This window comes from Uliginosibacterium sp. TH139, from assembly GCF_002855595.1.
Taxonomy (GTDB): Bacteria; Pseudomonadota; Gammaproteobacteria; order Burkholderiales; family Rhodocyclaceae; genus Uliginosibacterium; species Uliginosibacterium aquaticum.
The window spans coordinates 145,760-161,670 of record NZ_PKRR01000008.1 but is presented as its reverse complement, the minus strand read 5'-3'; the positions used below and the strand labels follow the sequence as shown (position 1 = coordinate 161,670).

At 63.5% G+C, this 15,911-nt stretch carries 18 protein-coding genes; 10 read left to right on the top strand and 8 right to left on the bottom strand.

Annotated features, from left to right (window positions below; all coding sequences use genetic code 11):
- Positions 1–40: 40 nt before the first annotated feature.
- The 6 genes from hypE to C0V76_RS16715 are packed head-to-tail and all read right to left on the bottom strand — an operon-like array spanning position 41 to position 5,679.
- Positions 41–1,036: a hydrogenase expression/formation protein HypE gene (gene hypE / locus C0V76_RS16740; protein ID WP_101943982.1), complete on the bottom strand. Its 996-nt coding sequence runs from the start codon at positions 1,034–1,036 to the stop codon at positions 41–43.
- Positions 1,033–3,264 (bottom strand): carbamoyltransferase HypF, encoded by a 2,232-nt coding sequence (gene hypF, locus C0V76_RS16735; RefSeq protein ID WP_101943980.1) that lies wholly within the window; start codon positions 3,262–3,264, stop codon positions 1,033–1,035. The genes hypE and hypF overlap by 4 nt, the downstream gene beginning before the upstream one ends.
- Positions 3,261–4,352 carry a hydrogenase formation protein HypD gene (gene hypD, locus C0V76_RS16730; RefSeq protein ID WP_101943978.1) on the bottom strand — a complete coding sequence of 364 codons (1,092 nt, stop codon included), beginning with the start codon at positions 4,350–4,352 and terminating at the stop codon, positions 3,261–3,263. Before hypD ends, hypF begins: the two co-directional genes overlap by 4 nt.
- Complete coding sequence (gene hypB / locus C0V76_RS16725) at positions 4,349–5,107, bottom strand: hydrogenase nickel incorporation protein HypB (RefSeq protein WP_101943976.1); 759 nt, start codon at positions 5,105–5,107, stop codon at positions 4,349–4,351. The genes hypD and hypB overlap by 4 nt, the downstream gene beginning before the upstream one ends.
- Positions 5,097–5,456, bottom strand: a complete 360-nt coding sequence (locus C0V76_RS16720) for a hydrogenase maturation nickel metallochaperone HypA (protein WP_158239264.1) — start codon at positions 5,454–5,456, stop codon at positions 5,097–5,099. Before C0V76_RS16720 ends, hypB begins: the two co-directional genes overlap by 11 nt.
- A complete protein-coding gene (locus C0V76_RS16715) occupies positions 5,449–5,679 on the bottom strand; it encodes a HypC/HybG/HupF family hydrogenase formation chaperone (RefSeq protein WP_101943973.1) in 231 nt (76 codons plus the stop codon). The genes C0V76_RS16720 and C0V76_RS16715 overlap by 8 nt, the downstream gene beginning before the upstream one ends.
- A gap of 343 nt (positions 5,680–6,022) precedes the next feature.
- On the opposite strand from C0V76_RS16715, the gene C0V76_RS16710 reads away from it, so the two are divergent.
- From C0V76_RS16710 to C0V76_RS16665, 10 genes are all read left to right on the top strand, one after another.
- Positions 6,023–7,177: a 4Fe-4S dicluster domain-containing protein gene (locus tag C0V76_RS16710; RefSeq protein ID WP_101944043.1), complete on the top strand. Its 1,155-nt coding sequence runs from the start codon at positions 6,023–6,025 to the stop codon at positions 7,175–7,177.
- Positions 7,174–8,010 (top strand): FAD/NAD(P)-binding protein, encoded by an 837-nt coding sequence (locus C0V76_RS16705; RefSeq protein ID WP_101943971.1) that lies wholly within the window; start codon positions 7,174–7,176, stop codon positions 8,008–8,010. Before C0V76_RS16710 ends, C0V76_RS16705 begins: the two co-directional genes overlap by 4 nt.
- Position 8,011: 1 nt before the next feature.
- On the top strand, positions 8,012–8,806 hold the full coding sequence (locus C0V76_RS16700) for a sulfhydrogenase subunit delta (RefSeq protein ID WP_101943970.1): 795 nt from the start codon (positions 8,012–8,014) through the stop codon (positions 8,804–8,806).
- A gap of 3 nt (positions 8,807–8,809) precedes the next feature.
- Positions 8,810–10,117 carry a Ni/Fe hydrogenase subunit alpha gene (locus C0V76_RS16695; RefSeq protein WP_101943968.1) on the top strand — a complete coding sequence of 436 codons (1,308 nt, stop codon included), beginning with the start codon at positions 8,810–8,812 and terminating at the stop codon, positions 10,115–10,117.
- A 100-nt stretch (positions 10,118–10,217) separates the two neighbouring features.
- On the top strand, positions 10,218–10,640 hold the full coding sequence (locus C0V76_RS16690) for a hydrogenase maturation protease (protein WP_101943967.1): 423 nt from the start codon (positions 10,218–10,220) through the stop codon (positions 10,638–10,640).
- A 23-nt stretch (positions 10,641–10,663) separates the two neighbouring features.
- Positions 10,664–11,011, top strand: coding sequence for a glycosyltransferase (locus tag C0V76_RS16685; RefSeq protein ID WP_101943965.1), 348 nt, complete (start codon positions 10,664–10,666; stop codon positions 11,009–11,011).
- Complete coding sequence (locus C0V76_RS16680; protein ID WP_101943964.1) at positions 11,008–11,226, top strand: hypothetical protein; 219 nt, start codon at positions 11,008–11,010, stop codon at positions 11,224–11,226. Before C0V76_RS16685 ends, C0V76_RS16680 begins: the two co-directional genes overlap by 4 nt.
- The gene (locus tag C0V76_RS16675; RefSeq protein WP_101943962.1) at positions 11,223–12,047 is read left to right on the top strand and encodes a hypothetical protein; all 825 of its coding nucleotides are present in this window, start codon (positions 11,223–11,225) and stop codon (positions 12,045–12,047) included. Before C0V76_RS16680 ends, C0V76_RS16675 begins: the two co-directional genes overlap by 4 nt.
- Before the next feature lie 2 nt (positions 12,048–12,049).
- Positions 12,050–12,439: a hypothetical protein gene (locus C0V76_RS16670; protein WP_101943960.1), complete on the top strand. Its 390-nt coding sequence runs from the start codon at positions 12,050–12,052 to the stop codon at positions 12,437–12,439.
- 9 nt (positions 12,440–12,448) lie between these two features.
- Positions 12,449–13,018 carry a hypothetical protein gene (locus C0V76_RS16665; protein WP_101943958.1) on the top strand — a complete coding sequence of 190 codons (570 nt, stop codon included), beginning with the start codon at positions 12,449–12,451 and terminating at the stop codon, positions 13,016–13,018.
- On the opposite strand, the gene C0V76_RS16660 is transcribed toward C0V76_RS16665, so the two are convergent.
- The gene (locus C0V76_RS16660; RefSeq protein ID WP_101943957.1) at positions 12,990–14,840 is read right to left on the bottom strand and encodes a tetratricopeptide repeat protein; all 1,851 of its coding nucleotides are present in this window, start codon (positions 14,838–14,840) and stop codon (positions 12,990–12,992) included. The genes C0V76_RS16665 and C0V76_RS16660 overlap by 29 nt on opposite strands.
- 123 nt (positions 14,841–14,963) lie before the next feature.
- Positions 14,964–15,665: a pectate lyase gene (locus C0V76_RS16655; protein WP_101943954.1), complete on the bottom strand. Its 702-nt coding sequence runs from the start codon at positions 15,663–15,665 to the stop codon at positions 14,964–14,966.
- Positions 15,666–15,911: the final 246 nt, after the last annotated feature.

The window sequence follows — 15,911 nt, the reverse complement described above, 5'->3', positions numbered from 1 at the left end:
TGCGATATAAGGTTCAAGATTCCTGCGCGCTGAGGGTGGTTCAGCAGATGCGCGGCAGTGGATCATCGGCGAGTTCGTCCAGATAGCGTTGTCCGCCGAGCGGGGTGCGCAGGATGACGTGTTCATCCTTTGTGAGATGACCAATATGGGCGGCAGACTGGCCTTCAGGCAGGGCCTGCCAGCGCGCCAGCACTTCATTGGCTGACTCCGCCGCGACGATAGCCACGACGCGCCCTTCGCAGGCCAGTTGCAGCGGGTTGAAGCCGAGCAGTTGGCAGACGCCGCTGACCTCAGGGCGCAGGGGAATGACGGCCTCGTTCAGTTCGCTGCCACAGCCGCTGGCATGCAGGATTTCATGCAGCACGCTGGCGAGGCCACCCCGCGTGGGGTCGCGCATGAAGCGCAGGCCTGGCAGGTTGCGTACGGCACGAGCCAGCGGCAGTACGCAGCAGGCGTCAGACTGCAATTCGCTGGAGAGGCCAAAAGCTTCGCGTGCCATCAGCACGGTGGCGCCGTGATCGCCCAGTGGGCCGCTGACCAGCACTGCATCGCCCGGCTGTACGCTGCGGATGTCCAGCGCGCAGCTGGCGTCGCGCCAGCCCAGGCCGGTGCTCGCGATCACCAGACCACTGCCCTGGCGGTGCGGTACTACCTTGGTGTCGCCACCGACAATCGGCACGTTGGCTGCACGCGCTGCCGCACCGGCGGATTTGAGCAGGCGGAGCAGCGTGTCGACAGCGAAGCCTTCTTCAATGATCAGGTTGAGGGTCAGCGCTGCCGGCTCGGCACCGGAGACCGCCAGATCATTGAGCGTGCCATGCACCGCAAGGCTGCCGATGTTGCCGCCGGGAAACTCCAGCGGTTGCACGGTGAAGCTGTCGCTGGTCATGAGTGGAATGCGCTTGTCCGGCGCCAGAGGGCTGGCGTCTGTGAAGGCTTCACGGCAGCCTAGCGCCGGGTATATAAGGGTTTCGAGCAGCTCGCGCATCAGACGGCCGCCGTTGCCGTGAGCGAGCTGGATATGGATGTCTTTCATGCGCAATCTTTCGCAAGGATTTCCATGAGCTGACCTAGGGCCAGACCGGCATCGTTGGGCGGCTGGCGCTGCGGCAGGAGGAGGGGGCGCGCGCCGAGATGATCTTGCAGGCGCTCGGTCAGCAGCCTGTTCTGGAACACGCCACCGCAGCCGCCGATGGCGGTTTCGCCGGGCACGGCAAGTAGAAAGATGAGTTCAGCGGCCGCGCGAGCCAAGGCGTCGTGCAATGCCCAGGCCCTCGCGGCAACGGGGATCTGCAGATCGCTCAGGCCGGCAAGCCAGGCTCGCCAGTCGAGCAGCCAGAGCCCTGCTTCGGTTTGCCAGTGGGTCGGCCAGAGCGGCCCCTCACTGAGGGATTCGGCCAGCGCCTGCAGACGCATCGGTGCTTCGCCCTCGAAGCTGGCTTGGGTACATACGCCGAGGATGGCCGCTGCCGCGTCGAAGAGGCGACCGATGGCAGACGTGGACGGACTGTTCAAGCCGCCTTGCCAGGCCTGTCTCAGGAGTTCGAGTTGTGGATGCCAGGGCGGGCAGGACAGGCCTGCCTCCCAGAATAGGCCGGCCGCGCTGCGCCAGCACTCGCGGCTGGCGGCCTCGCCGCCGGGCAAACGGAAGGGGCGCAGGCTGGCTACGTGCCGCCAGTGTCCCGGTACGCCAAGCAAGACTTCGCCACCCCATAGCTGGCCGTCCGGCCCGAGGCCTACTCCATCCCAAGTGAATGTCAGCCAGTGTTTGATTTGTGGATATTCGGCGGCGAGGGCGCTGGCGTGAGCATGGTGATGCCAGACCTCGTGCAGTGGCAACGTGCTGGCCAAAGCATGCTGGCGGCCATGGTAGTGCGGATGGGCATCGAGCGCGATGCGTTCGGGCGTCACCCGGTACAGACGGCTGAAGTCCGCGACCACGCGCGCCAGCCAGGCCATGCTCTCGGGATGGTCAAGGTCGCCGATATGGGGTGAGATCACGGCGCGGTCTTCCCAGCCCAGCGCAATGCAGACCTTCTGCTCGCCGCCCAGCGCCAGCGTGGGCTGCGCCAGTCGTCCCGGCAGTTGCCATTCCTGAGGCGCTTCGCCCCGTCCGAGGCGGATCGGCATGGGCGTAGCCGCGCATTGCCACACGCTGTCTTCCGCCGGGCGCAGGATCGGGCGGTCGTGATGCAGGAAGCCGTCGGCAATCCGGCCTAAGCGAGCTTCGGCATCGGCAGGGTCGAGGCAGATCGGCTCGCCTGAGAGATTGCCGGAGGTGGCGACCAGCGGTGCGCCAAAGTCTGCCGCCAGCAAGGCTTGCAGGGGCGAGTGGGGCAGCATCGCACCGATGCGTCGCATGCCCGGCGCGATGCCAGCGGCCAGTGCGTGGTGGGCGCAGGCTTCGATCAGCACGATGGGGCGTTGCGGGCTGTGCAGCAGGGTTAGTTCGCCAGGGTTAGGCGAAAGGTATTCGTTCAGCATGGCGTTGCCATCTTCGCCACATTCGTCGAAGAGCAGCGCGAAAGGGCGCGCCGGGCGTTGCTTGCGCGCCCGCAGGCGGGTGACAGTGGTTGCATTGCGCGCATCGCACATCAGGTGATAGCCACCAACGCCGCGCACCGCAATGATCTGCCCCTCGCGCAGGGCGCTGAGCGCGGCCTGCAGGGCAGCTTCACCGGTCTCGTCGTGCCAGCGCAGTTGCGGGCCGCAGACCGGGCAGGCCAGCGGTTCGGCATGAAAGCGCCGCTCGGCCGGGTTTTCATATTCCGCGCGGCAGGCAGGGCACAGCGGAAAACTCGCCATGCTGGTGCGCTCGCGGTCGTAGGGGAGTTCGGCGATCAAGGTGTAGCGTGGGCCGCACTGGGTGCAGTTGATGAAGGGGTAGCGGAAGCGGCGGTTGGCCGGGTCAAACAACTCGCGACGGCAGTCGGCACACAGATGAGTGTCCGCTGGCAGATGGATGTCGGGCGCATCTTCTGTGTGGCTGGCGAGAATGACGAAATCACGGCGACTTTGAGCGATGGCTTGCCGGGCGTTTTCCAGAATCTGCGGCTTGGCTAGCGGGGGGGCTTCCTTGATCAAGCGCAGACTGAAGCTATCGAGAGTGTCAGCCAGGCCCTCGATTTCGATCTGCACTTGGCCGGACCGGTTCTGCACCCAGCCCCCCAGGCTCAACTCATGTGCGAGGCGGTGCACGAAGGGGCGAAAGCCGACGCCTTGCACGATGCCGCTGAGGGTTAGATGGCGTCGCTGCAAGCTCATGCGGTGGCAACGCGTTCGCCGGCCCGCCACCAGATGTGGCAGGCCCCTTCGTCGGAGACCATACAGGGCCCGATCGGTGACTCCGGTGTGCAGGCGCAGCCATACAGCCTGCATTCGTTGGGGCGTTTGTGGGCCAGCAGTACGGCGGCGCAATCACAACCGGCGGGCATCTGGCCGCTGCGTTTGTGGCCGTTGATGGCGACCGGGAACTGCAGCGAGGCGTCACGCGCAGCGTGCTGCGATGTCAGACGGTAGCCGGAAGCCGGGATACTGCCGATGCCGCGCCAGGGGGCATCGACTATGTCGAAGGCTTTGGCGAGCAGGGTTTGCGCCTGCGGATTGCCGTCGGCTTTCACGACGGCTGGATAGGCGTTGTCCAGCGCTGCTTCGTGCTGCAGCGCGTGATGCAGAACCGTGTGCAATCCGGCGAGCAGGCTGTCGGCCGCAAAGCCGGAAACGGCCACTGGCAGGGCGTATTTCTTGGCGACGAAGCGCCATTCGTTCGCCCCCATGATGGCGGCGACATGGCCCGGCGCGATCATCGCTTCAAAGCTGCTACCCGCTTGCAACAGGAATTCCACGGCCGGCCAGGTGCGGCGACCGGCCAGCAGCAGGAACAGGTTGGCAGGCAGATCTGCCTCGGCCAGCATCGCTGCGACCGGGGCCAGAGTGGTCTCGAAGCCGGCGACGAAGAACACCAGCGGGCGCGGTGCGAGGCTACGCGCGAGGGCGATGACCTCAAGCGGCGAGGCGATCGGGCGGATGTCCGCGCCCTGTGCGCGAGCGGCAGCGAGGGAGTTGGCGTCACCCTTATTCACATTGACCGGCACGCGCAGCATGTCACCAAAGGCGACGAGGGTGAGCGGGTGCTGCAAGGCCATCTGGATCGCCTGATGAATGGCTTTCTCGGGGCAGACGCAGACCGGGCAGCCGGGCCCCGGGATCAGTTGCACCCAGTTCGGCAGCAGGCTGCGCAGGCCCAGTTCGGTAATGCTGCGCTCATGCCCGCCACACACATTGAGCACCCGGATCGGGCGGGGCGGGGCGGGCAGGGCTTGGATGCGGGCCAGCGTGTCGCGGGCGTTCATGCTGGTTTCCAGACATGCGCCAGACGGCCCGCAGTGTGTTCGCGGAGGATCCAGTCCTGCAGCGGCACGAGACTGTCGGGCTGCAGGCTTGAGAGGGTCAGGCAGGGGGCTGAACTGGCGAGCTGACGCAGGCAGGCTTCACTGCGCGCGGGGTTGAACTGGGGCAGATGCGGCAACAGATCGGCCTTGGTGATCAGCATCAGATTGGCCTTGTGGAACAGACCCGGGTATTTGGCGGGCTTGTCGTCCCCCTCACAGACCGAGAGCAGGGCGATGCGTTTTGCTTCACCCAGATCGAAACTCGCCGGGCAGACTAGATTGCCCACATTTTCGATGAAGAGGATATCGATGGTGTTCAGATGTAGCTGCGGCAGTGCTGCTCGGATCATCGCTGCATCCAGATGACAGGCCTGCCCGGTGGTGATCTGGATTGTTGGCGCGCCGGTACAGGCAATGCGGCGGGCATCGTTGTCGGTTTCCAGATCGCCGACCAGTACTGCACAGCGCAGTGGTAGGCGCGGGATCAGGGCTTCGAGCAAAGCCGTCTTGCCGCTGCCGGGGCTGGACATCAGATTGAGCACCAGCACGCCATGGTGGCGGAAGTCTGCCCGGTTCTGCGCCGCTATCGCTTCGTTGGCACCAAACAATGATTCGCGCACAGCGATCACGGTTTCATGCGAGAGAGCCTCGGCAGGCAGGCGCTGCTTGCGTGCCGCAGGCGAGTAAGGCAGGCCGCAACCGCATTCATTGCACATGGGCATCCTCGCGCAGGGTCAGGCTGGTCAATAACACCCCATCCCCGGCAATCAGTTGTACCGCCAGGCTGCCACAGGCCGGACAGCACAGGGCGCTGGGCGCGACTTCGGCCTCCTGGCCACAGCGCCTACAGCGCACGCGCGCGGGCTGAAAGGTAATTTCGAGCTTGGCGCCAGCCGCTGACGTATCGGGGCTTGCGTGCGGAAAGAGGTGTGCCAGCAGATCCGGCTCGCAACCCGAGAGGGCGCCGACGCTGACCTGCAATGCGCGCAACTGGCGACCGGGGTGTTTTGCCAGCTCGCGCTCGGCGCAGGTAATCAGGGCGCGGCACAGCGCAAGTTCATGCATCGCGACCCGCCTCCATGGCCTGCCACAAAGTGTGTGATTCCTCAGCCAGGGTGGCATCCACGCGCTCGATGGCATAGCCGACATGCACCATCACATAGTCGCCTGGGTCTGGCCAGGGCTGGGGTAGCAGGCTCAGGCCGATTTCACGGCGCACGCCCAGCGCCTCGGCGAAGGCGCGCTCGCCGTGGAGACTGACGATCTTCATGGGTACGCCGAGGCACATCCCTGTCTCCCTGAGGGGCTGTTGACATACATTCGTCGGCCGCGCTCAAGGCGCCCGAGCCCTGAGGGTTGAAGCGTATGGCTCGTGGCACTGCGTTGCGCTCCTTGTGTGGAGGCCCACTCCACACTGTGTTGGACGCCTTGTCCCACAAGCCATACGTTTCAACGCGATTCGCCGAATGTATGTCAACAGACCCTAAAGCCCTTCAGTCCGGATGGGCATATCCGGCGAAGCAATTATGAACAGGCATTTACGATCAAATCAAAGGCCTTCCCGATAGGGCTTGCTGCATCCGCCGGGGCTGCCGATAAAGAGGAGTGCAAGCACTTTCGGGAGCATGACCATGAGTGACATGCGTTACCTGCACCGTGCCGATCTGTCCGCGTTGTTCAGTGCGATCCGGGCGGCAGGCTACCGGCTGATCGGCCCGCGCGAGGAGACCGGTCAGGGCGGCCTTGTGTATCGTGAGATCGATGGCGTGGAGGATCTGCCGCAGGGCGTGCGGGACAGTCAGGCCCCCGGTCATTACCGCCTGACGAAAACGAATTCCCCGCGCTGCTTTGCCTGGGCCAATACCGCCTCTGCCATCAAGCCCTATCTGTATGCGCCGCGCGAAAAACTCTGGCGCGCGATGCGCAAGGAGGGGCGGGTGCATTTCGAAGCGGTTGAGCGCGAGGCCGCCAAGACCGCCATTCTCGGTGTGCGGGCCTGCGATCTGGCGGCCCTTGAACTGCAGGACGCCCATTTCCTGCAGGGCACCTATGTGGATCCTTATTACAAGGCGCGGCGAGAGCGTCTGCTGTTGGTGGCCGTCAATTGCACCCATGCGGCCGCCACCTGTTTCTGCGCTTCCACTGGCGATGGCCCCGTGGCGCGCGAGGGTTATGACCTGCTGCTGGACGAGCTGGAAGAGGGCTATTTGCTGCGCGTGGGCAGCGAGCGCGGCGCCATGATTGCGGCCGATCTGCCGCTACAGCCAGCCAGCTCGGCGCAGCAGACCGAGGCCGCCGAGCAAAGCGAAGCCTGCGCGCGGCAGCAGCAGCGCGTCCTGCCATCGCAGCAACGCCTTCAGCAACTGGACGCGCTACTCGAAGATGCCCGCTGGACGCGCATCGCCGAGCGTTGCCTGTCCTGTGGCAACTGCACAGCGGTGTGCCCGACCTGTTTCTGCCACCGCGAATTCGAAGTGCCGGCGCTCGACGGCAAGAGCACCGAGCACTGGCGCGACGCCGATTCCTGCTTCAACGAGGACCACAGCTACATCGTCGGCGAAGTGGTGCGCCACGGCACCCGCGAACGCTATCGCCAGTGGATGACCCACAAACTCTTCAACTGGGTGCCGCAGTACGGCCGCATCGGCTGCACCGGCTGCGGGCGCTGCACCACCTGGTGCCCGGCAGGCATCGATTTCGTGCTGGAGGCCAATGTGCTGCTGGGCCTGGCAGCAGCACCCGAGGCGGAACTGCCGCATGTGGATGGATCGGAGGCCGCCGAGTGAAACCCGCGAATCCTTATCTCCCCTGGGAAGCCGAGATCGTCGACCGCATCCAGGAAACGCCGGACATCTTTACCTGGCGGCTGCGCTTCACCGATCGCGAAGTGGCGCGCCAGTACGGCTTCAAGCATGGCCAGTTCAACATGCTCTACCTGTATGGCGTGGGCGAGGTGGCGATCTCGGTCATGTCCAATGAAGGCGAAGAGCTGCTGCACACGATCCGCGCCGTCGGCCGTGTGACCCGCGCGATGATGGAGCTGAAGGTCGGTGATCACATCGGCGTGCGCGGCCCCTTCGGCAGCGCCTGGCCGCTGGAGGCTGCGCGCGGCAAGGACATCGTTTTCGTCACCGCCGGCCTTGGCTGCGCGCCGGTCACTTCGTCCATCAAGCATGTGGTGGCCAATCGCGCGGACTACGGCCGGCTGGTGATCATGCAGTCCGTGCGTCACCGCAACGAAGGCTTGTGGGAGCCGCAGTACGACGAATGGCGCAGCCTGCCGGATACGCAAGTGCTGCTCACCGCCTCGCGCGACAAGACGCGCTGGCCGCACTGGCACCTCGGCCGCGTCAGCGTGCTGCTCGATGAAGCGCAGTACGACAAGCAGAACTGCGTGGTGATGATGTGCGGGCCGGACCAGATGATGGCCGACACCTCGCGCACCCTGGTTGATCTCGGCGTGCCGGGCGAGAGTATCCATGTATCGCTGGAGCGCAACATGCAGTGCGCCGTGGGCCACTGCGGACACTGCCAGCTCGGCCAGCACTTCGTCTGCAAAGACGGGCCGATCTTTACCTGGCCGCAGGTGGCCGAGCTCATGCGCGTGAAGGGGTATTGAGATGAGCGCCAAACCGCGTGTCGCGATTCACAAGTTCGCCTCCTGCTCCGGCTGCCAGCTGGCTTTCGTGAACATGGGGGCGGAGCTGATCGAGCTGACCAAGCTGGTCGATATCGCCCACATGGCCGAAGTGGGCCATGTGCTGTCCGAAGACGAGGACATGGACATCGCCTTCGTCGAAGGCTCGATCACCACGCCACATGATGTGGAGCGCCTCAAGAAGATCCGCGAGCACAGCCGCTTTCTCATCACCATGGGCGCCTGCGCGACTTCCGGCGGCATCCAGGCCCTGCGCAACAATGCCGACACGGCCGAATGGATGCGCTCGGTGTATGCCAAGCCCGAGTTCATCCACTCGCTGTCGTCCTCTGGCGCGATTGCCAACTACGTGAAGGTGGATTTCGAGCTATGGGGCTGCCCGGTCAGCGTGCGCCAGATGCTGGCGGCGGTGCGAGCCTTCCTGTTTGGCGTGACGCCGCCGAACCTGCGCGAGAAGGTCTGTCAGGAATGCAAACGGCGCGGCAACAACTGCATCCTCGTCACCCAGAGCGCCGCCTGCATGGGGCCGGTGACGCGCACCGGCTGCGGCGCGCTGTGCCCGAGCTTCGGCGCACCGTGCTACACCTGCTACGGCCCGGCCGAGAACATCAACGTCGGCAGTTTCGGCCGGCGCCTGATGGGCCTCGGCCTGTCGCAGGAGCAGGTGCTGCGCAAATTCGCCTCGATCAACAACGCTTCGCCCGCTTTCAGTGATGCCGCCAAATTGTTCTGCTCCGAACCCTGGATGGAAGAGTAAGCGATGACAACACTTGATCCGAAACGCGATATCGATATCCAGGTGCCGCTGCTGACCCGCGTGGAAGGCGAAGGCTCGCTTGAGTTTACGGCCCGCGAAGGCCGCGTCGAGCGTTTGCAGTTGCGCATTTTCGAGCCGCCGCGCCTGTTCGAAAAATTCCTGGAGGGGCAGGACTACACCGAAGTGCCGCACATCGCCGCGCGCGTCTGCGGCGTCTGCCCGATTGCTTACCAGATGACCTCCATCCGGGCGATGGAATCCATCTTCGGCGTGGTCGAAGATCCCTGGGTGCATGCCATGCGCCGGGTGATCTACTACGGCGAATGGCTGCAGAGCCACGCGCTGCACATCAACCTCTTCGCCGCGCCGGATTTCCTCGGCTATGCCGATGCCTTGCAGATGGCCACGCTCTACCCTGGAGAGGTCAAGCGCGGCATGCTGCTGCAGGGGCTGGGCAACGACATGTTGCGCCTGCTGGGCGGCCGCTCGGTGCATCCGATCGGCCTGCGCGTGGGGGGCTTCCACCGTGCCCCGCCCAAGCACGAAGTGGCCGATCTGGTCGACAAGCTGCTCGCCGCGCGCGATGCCGTGCGCGAATTCGCGGCCTGGGCGGTGAGCCTGCCGCGCCCGGTGGACGAGCAGGACTTTGTCAGCGTCGCGATCCGCCATCCTCAGGAATACGGCATCAACGAAGGCCGGCTGGTATCGGACAAGGGGCTCGATATCGGCTTCGATCAATACCCGACTCACTTCCATGAGCATCAGGTGGAGCACTCCACCGCCCACTACTCGATGATGGACGGGCGCAGCTACTTCCTCGGCCCGCTGGCCCGCGTGAATCTGAATTTCGACCGCCTGCCGCAGGAAGTGCAGGATTTTTCGCACGAACTGGGGCTCTCCTTCCCCTCGCGCAATATGTTCATGAACGTCGCCGCGCGCGCGCTGGAGTGCCACCTCGCCATCGTCGAAGCGCTCGATATCCTGCAGCACTACAAGCTGCCGACCCGCCCCTGGCAGGACTACACGCCGCGCCCCGGCATCGGCCACCACTGCACCGAAGCGCCGCGCGGCATGATCTACCACCGCTTCGAGATCGACCGCGACGGTCGCGTCAAGACGGCCAGCATGATCCCGCCCACCTCGCAGAACCAGGCGCGGCTGGAGCAGAACCTGCATTCGGCCGTCGAGCACTACGGTCTCGATCAGCCGGACGAAGCCCTGCGCGAGCTGTGCGAAAAAGTGATCCGCAACTACGACCCCTGCCTCTCGTGCTCCACCCACTTCCTCAAGCTCAAGGTCAATCGCGAGTGAGGGCAGCCGATGTAGGAGCTGCCTCCGGCCGCGAGTTGTCCGTGTGGGAGCGACGTGGACGTCGCTCCCACAGCGCTGAACACACGCGCAAAGAGTTCGAATGACTGAAACCCTCATCGCCGGCATCGGCTCCCCGCATGGCGCGGATCGCCTCGGCTGGGCCGTGATCGAGGCCTTGCGTCATGAAGCCTTGCCCGGGCCGGTGAAACTCGTCGCCTGCAGCCTGCCCGCCGAGCTCACCCCGCTGCTGCTCGAAGCCCCGCGCGCCATCGTGATCGACGCCCTGCTCGGCGACGGCCCCGCCGGCACGCTGCATCAACTCAGCGTGGCCGATCTGCCACAGGCAGCACTGCGCCTCTCTTCCCACGGACACGGTCTGGACGATGCCGTTCGCCTGGCCTGTGTGCTGGGCATGCCGGCCGAGCGGCTCTGCGTGCTGGCGCTGGATGTGCTGCAGCCCGATGCCTCCATCCAGCCGGAGTGGGTGGAAACGCTGGTCCGGCGGGTGAGGGCGCTGCTCTGAGGCTGCAGGCTTTACACTGCGACATGCCTTGCCGCACTGCCATCGAAACCTCTTCCTTGCGCATGCCCTGCTTTCCGCCCGAAGCCATGGCGACCGGCTGCCGCATCCTTGCCTCAGACACCGCGCCGGTGCGCGAAGTCATCCGCGATGGCGAAAACGGCGAACGGGCGGATTTCTTCAAGCCCGCCGACCTCAGCCACAAGCTTCTCGCCGCACTTGCCGATCCAACCCGTGGGCAGGCGTTGCGCCAAGCCGCGCGGGCCGATGCGCAGGCTTACGGGCTGGCGGCAGGCGTGCGAGCCTATGAGCATCTGCTTGGCCTGCCGATGCTGCCCCGCCCGGCGCAAGCTGCAAGCGAGGTGGCTGCATGAACATGCTTTTCATCCGTGATGCCGGTTTTGCCCCGTCCGCCGTTTCTGTGCCCGATCTGCAGACCTGTCTGCCGGAGAAGTCTGCCGTGCTTGGCTGTGCGGAAAAGGTGGCTGCAAAAGACCGTCTGGCGCACCTCTCCGGTTTACCCGTCGAGCACCGCCTTCGGTCCGACCGTGCCTCAATCGATTACCTGTTCAAGGAGTTCCGTGCATGAACGCTCGTTCTCATAGCTTCCCCTTGCGCGGCCTCGTGCTTGCCGCGCTGGCCCTGCCACTGCTGGCGGCCTGCGCCGTGTTGCCCAGCCCCGGCCTGCAGCGCGCCAAGGCGGGCGAAGCCCTGTTTGAAGACCGTTGCAAGAGCGTCGCGGGCATCAGGATCTACAAGACGGTCGCGGACGTGGAGGGGATTGTGTTGTTGAAGGTGAGGCCTAAGGCCGGCGAGCGTGAATGGTCCGACCCGATGTGGCCGGGGGCGGCGTTTGCATTGGAAGACAGTGGCGAAAACTACATCAATACCTTTCTTGGTTATGAGCAAGCTCTTGGCAGCGGCTCTAGCTGGACTCCCATCACGCCGACTAGTCGAGGCTATATCAATACGACGTTTAGCCCTGGCGCTCCCTATAACCTTCCCGGCTACCGCTACGTGGATGTGGTGGAGGAAGGGACGGGGGCTAGATGGAGGTATTCGTTGGCGCAGAAGCCGAGGCCGACTTCAAAGATCGGCTGGGTCGATACCGTTCTGGAGCGTCAGCCGGCGCCGGTGGAAGGACCGCGCTATGGGGTGATGTATGACGATCATGTCATTCCAGAGGAGCGGGCGCTGGGGCTGGCGAGCAGCACGGTGAAGGTGCTGGATCTCAAAACGAATGAAGTGCTGGGTGAAATGACCATGTATTCATGGACCCCCTCGAAGCCGAACCCGGCTAACCCGACCCCATGGCTTACGGCCCGGCGTTGTGGCAGCAACTCCAAACTCTCTGACGCCAAAACCCGACAATTTGCAGACCAAATTCTCCTGCCGCGCAAGGACAAATAATCATGAGTACCTATGACATCACCACCGCTTACAAATACGTCAACCTGCAGATGGCGGCGGAGGCTCTTTATGGTTTTGATGCTGTTGAAAACACGTTGAAGCCGGGGGAGGTTCGGCGTGACTTTTCGCCGTCATCTGATCAGCTTGAAAAGGGTAATCGTCACGCCTCCAAATTCACCGCCACGCAGGCGGCGGAGTTTTCCAAGGATTGGACGGTGTTGGAGCACATGTCGAACACCACCACCGGCTTTTCCGGCACGCTGTTCCGTAACAAGGATTCCGGCGAATACGTCCTCTCGATGCGCAGCACCGAATTCATCGACGATTCGGCGCGCGACAACAAGCAGACCAACGAATTCGAGATTTCCAACACCGGCTGGGCGATGGGTTAGATCTCGGACATGGAGGCCTGGTATCAGGGCAGCCTGAAAGCCAAGATCGGCAACAGCCAGCTCTCCCTCACCGGCTACAGCCTGAGCGGCCACCTTGCCACCGCCTTCAACCTGCTGCACCAAGGCGAGACGACCGCCAGTGGCGATCCTCTGATCAAGGAGATTTACACCTTCAACGGCGCAGGGGTGGGCACGCTGGCGGGTATCTCCGGATCGCTGGCGAGTGTGGAAGGGAAGAGCGCCCTCACCGCGATGGTGAAGGGTTTCGACGCCTTGCGTGGCAATAGTGGCAATACCGGGGTCACGCATTTCTCCAGCGCGACGGCGCTGAATACCGCCTATCTCACCGACCTGACGGTGACCGATGCCAAGGGCGAGCAGCGAAGCGTGTTTAGCACTGAGTTGGGCAAGCGGGCGTATGAGGCGGTGATAGCTGCGTGGAATGCCGCAGGCGGCGTGCCGGCCGAGCGCCTGACGGTATTGGCTCTTGATGTCGCACGCCCAGAGGCTGAGCTTCAGGAGGCGTGGGTGACGAGGCTTTGCGAACGGGTCAGCTTGCTGCTGCAGCGGGCGGCCTGAGTTCCGCGATGAAGCTTGGCAGGATGGCGCTGATCTCTTCAATCACACCACTCCAGTCGTCTGGGACAGTCTGACGGAACAGTCGCATGGACGGATACCAGGGGCTGTCCGCACGCTCCAGCAGCCAGCGCCAGTCCGGCTTGGCCGGCAGCATCAGCCAGGTTGGACAGCCAAGGCTTGCCGCAAGATGGGCAACCGAGCTGTCCACCGTAATGACCAGATCCAGTTCGCTGATCAATGCCGCGGTCTCCTCGAAATCTGTCAGCTCTGTGCGCAGATCGCTGAGGCCACTGATGGCAAAGGCCGGAAGATCAGACTCGCGAATCTCTGGCTGGAGACACAGCCAGTTGGCGGGATGTTCCAGCAAGGTTTTCAGCTTGGCCAGTGCAATGCTGCGCTTGTGATCGTTGCTGTGGCGCGGGTTGCCGGAGAAAACCAGACCGATCCGGGGATGCTGGGAAGCGGCAATTTTGCCGAGCATGTCTCGCCAGTACTGGCGCCGGGTAAGGTCTGCGGTGAGAGGTGCGGGCGGAGGCAGGTTTTCAAGTGTGCTGCCGAGCAGACCTGGCAGGTCCAGCAGAGGTACGCAATAATCGGGCGTGGGTCTTACCTCGTCACGCAGCGCAATTTCCGCTACCCCTTCTGCCCGCGCCAGAAGGCTCGCCAGTGGTGGCCAGGTTTCCAGTACGACGCGTGCGCCGAGCGCCTCAAGCTGGCGGGCATAGCGGCAGAATTGCAGGCAATCTCCCAGGCCTTGCTCGCTCAGGAGCAGGATGCTTCGTCCTGCAAGTGAGGTCTGTCCATCCCAGCGCGGAGCGGGCAGGGGGCGGTCATTGAGGCGCGCCTCTGGTGCCTGCCAGCGCCATTGATAGAGCGGCCAGCCCCTTTCAAGATCACCCCGTAACAGATGGCACAGGCCTTCGTTGAGGTGGGCCATCACATGCTGCGGTTCAACCTGGCGGGCGCGTTGATAGCTGGCGATGGCTTCCTCAAAGCGACCCAGGGTTTCGCAAGCCGCACCGCGATTATTGAGTGCTTCGGCATGTGCAGGTTGCAGCAGGAGGAGCGCATCGTAGGCGGCGAGGGCCTCCTCGCAACGGCCGCTGGCACGCAGGCAGTTGGCCCGGTTGAAGAGGGCTTCTGCATACCCTGGTCTCAAGGCCAGCGCAGCGTCGAGTGCATGCAGGGCTTCATCAAAGCGGCGCAGATCGAAGAGCACGTTGGCCCGGTCGTTCAGTGCCTCCGGATAATCTGCGCGCAGCTCAAGTACGCGATCGAGGCTGGTCAGTGCCTCTTCAAACCTGTTCAGGCGTCGCAGGGCATTGGCCTGCGCTATCCGGGCGCGCAGAAGGTCCGGTTTGAGTTTCAAGGCCTGATGAGCCGCGGCGAGGGATTCGGCGTGGCGCTCGAGACCACGCAGCGCATCGGCGCGGCTGGTATGGGCGTCGGCATTGTCAGGCTGGAGTGTCAGCAGGCGATCGAAACAGTCGAGGGCTTCCTCGAAACGGTGCAGCAGATTGAGCACCCCGGCCAGATTGTTGAGTGCCGCTACATCATGTGCTTGCTGTTGCAGCGCTTGGGTGATCAGTGGTGCAGCCAGGGCTGGTTCCCCGCGCTGTGCGTGCAAGACCCCCAGCATGTGGAGTGCATCGAAATGCTTGGGGGCCAGTTTTAGGGCCTGTTGATAGAGCGGCTCGGCTGCGCTCAGATCACCGGCACGATGACGCTGCAATGCCTGGGCAAACCAGGGTGCTGCGAGCGCATCCTGTTTCGAGGGGCGGGGGGCTGCTACGGCGGGCTTCCTGGATTTGATCGGCTTCATGCCTGTGGCCTCAGGGATGGGCTGGAATCGAAAATTCTAGGCCTTCGCCACCGTGGTGAGAGACGCCCCGGAAGAACGGCAGGACCCCGCCTGCGGGCGGGGTCCTGCTTGCTGCGATAAAGCTCAGTAAGACGTCACGTTGCTGCTGGAAACCACGCAGTTGCTGGTGTTCCACTTTTCGCCAATAGCGGTCGGCTCTCCACTGGTGGTGCCTTTGTAGGTGTAGCAAACCTTGGGGCTGCCGGACTTGTAGCCTTTGATCTGCAGGTTGGTGATTGTTGCCTTGTCGCCGTAGTTTGTATTAATCCCTACGACGGCAGCATTCACGGTGTTGAGCTTGACGCTATCAATCACGACATAGCGAGCCGAGCCATTGGTGGAGCAGTTGCCACAGGAGCGATAAAGCTTGCCGATGTTCTCTCCGTAGAAACCACCGTAGATCTGCACTGTTGAGCCCAGACCGTTGTGCTGGAATACCTTGTCGCTGGCGTTGTAGGCCGAACCGCCTTTCACATACATGGTGGTGCCGGCGCCGCCTTTCATGGTGGCTGCGTCTTCACAGACGTCGGCCCACTTCACGTTTTCAAGCTTGCAGCTACCCAGGCAATGAATGCCGTCGGCGGCTGCGCCCGCCTTCAGGACCACGTTTTTGATGGTGGCTCCGGCCGCCAGAACGAATACCGGTTGCTGGCTTTCGGACTGACCATCGCAAGAGGTGCCGACGGTGGCTCCGGAGTAATCAACTGTTCCGGAAATGGTGGTCGTGGCCGATGCGCTCAGGGTTGATACGGCGAGCACAAGACCGAGGATGAGTTTGCTGTACATGTTGTTTGTCTCCAGGCATGAACTTCATTATTAGGACTATTGCCTGGCGCCTTCTGCTGCACGATCCGGGGCGCATCTGGTCAATAGCTGAAGGGCACTCTGGTTCAGGCCAAAAGCCCTGTCAAGGATGCTTAAGGCATCAGGCAGGGTCTGAATTGATCTCGGTAACATGCTGCTCAGCAAGATAAGTTCAGTTTGCGCTGTACTTGTTTTGATACCGGAAACATTTGTCGGTTTTGAAACTAA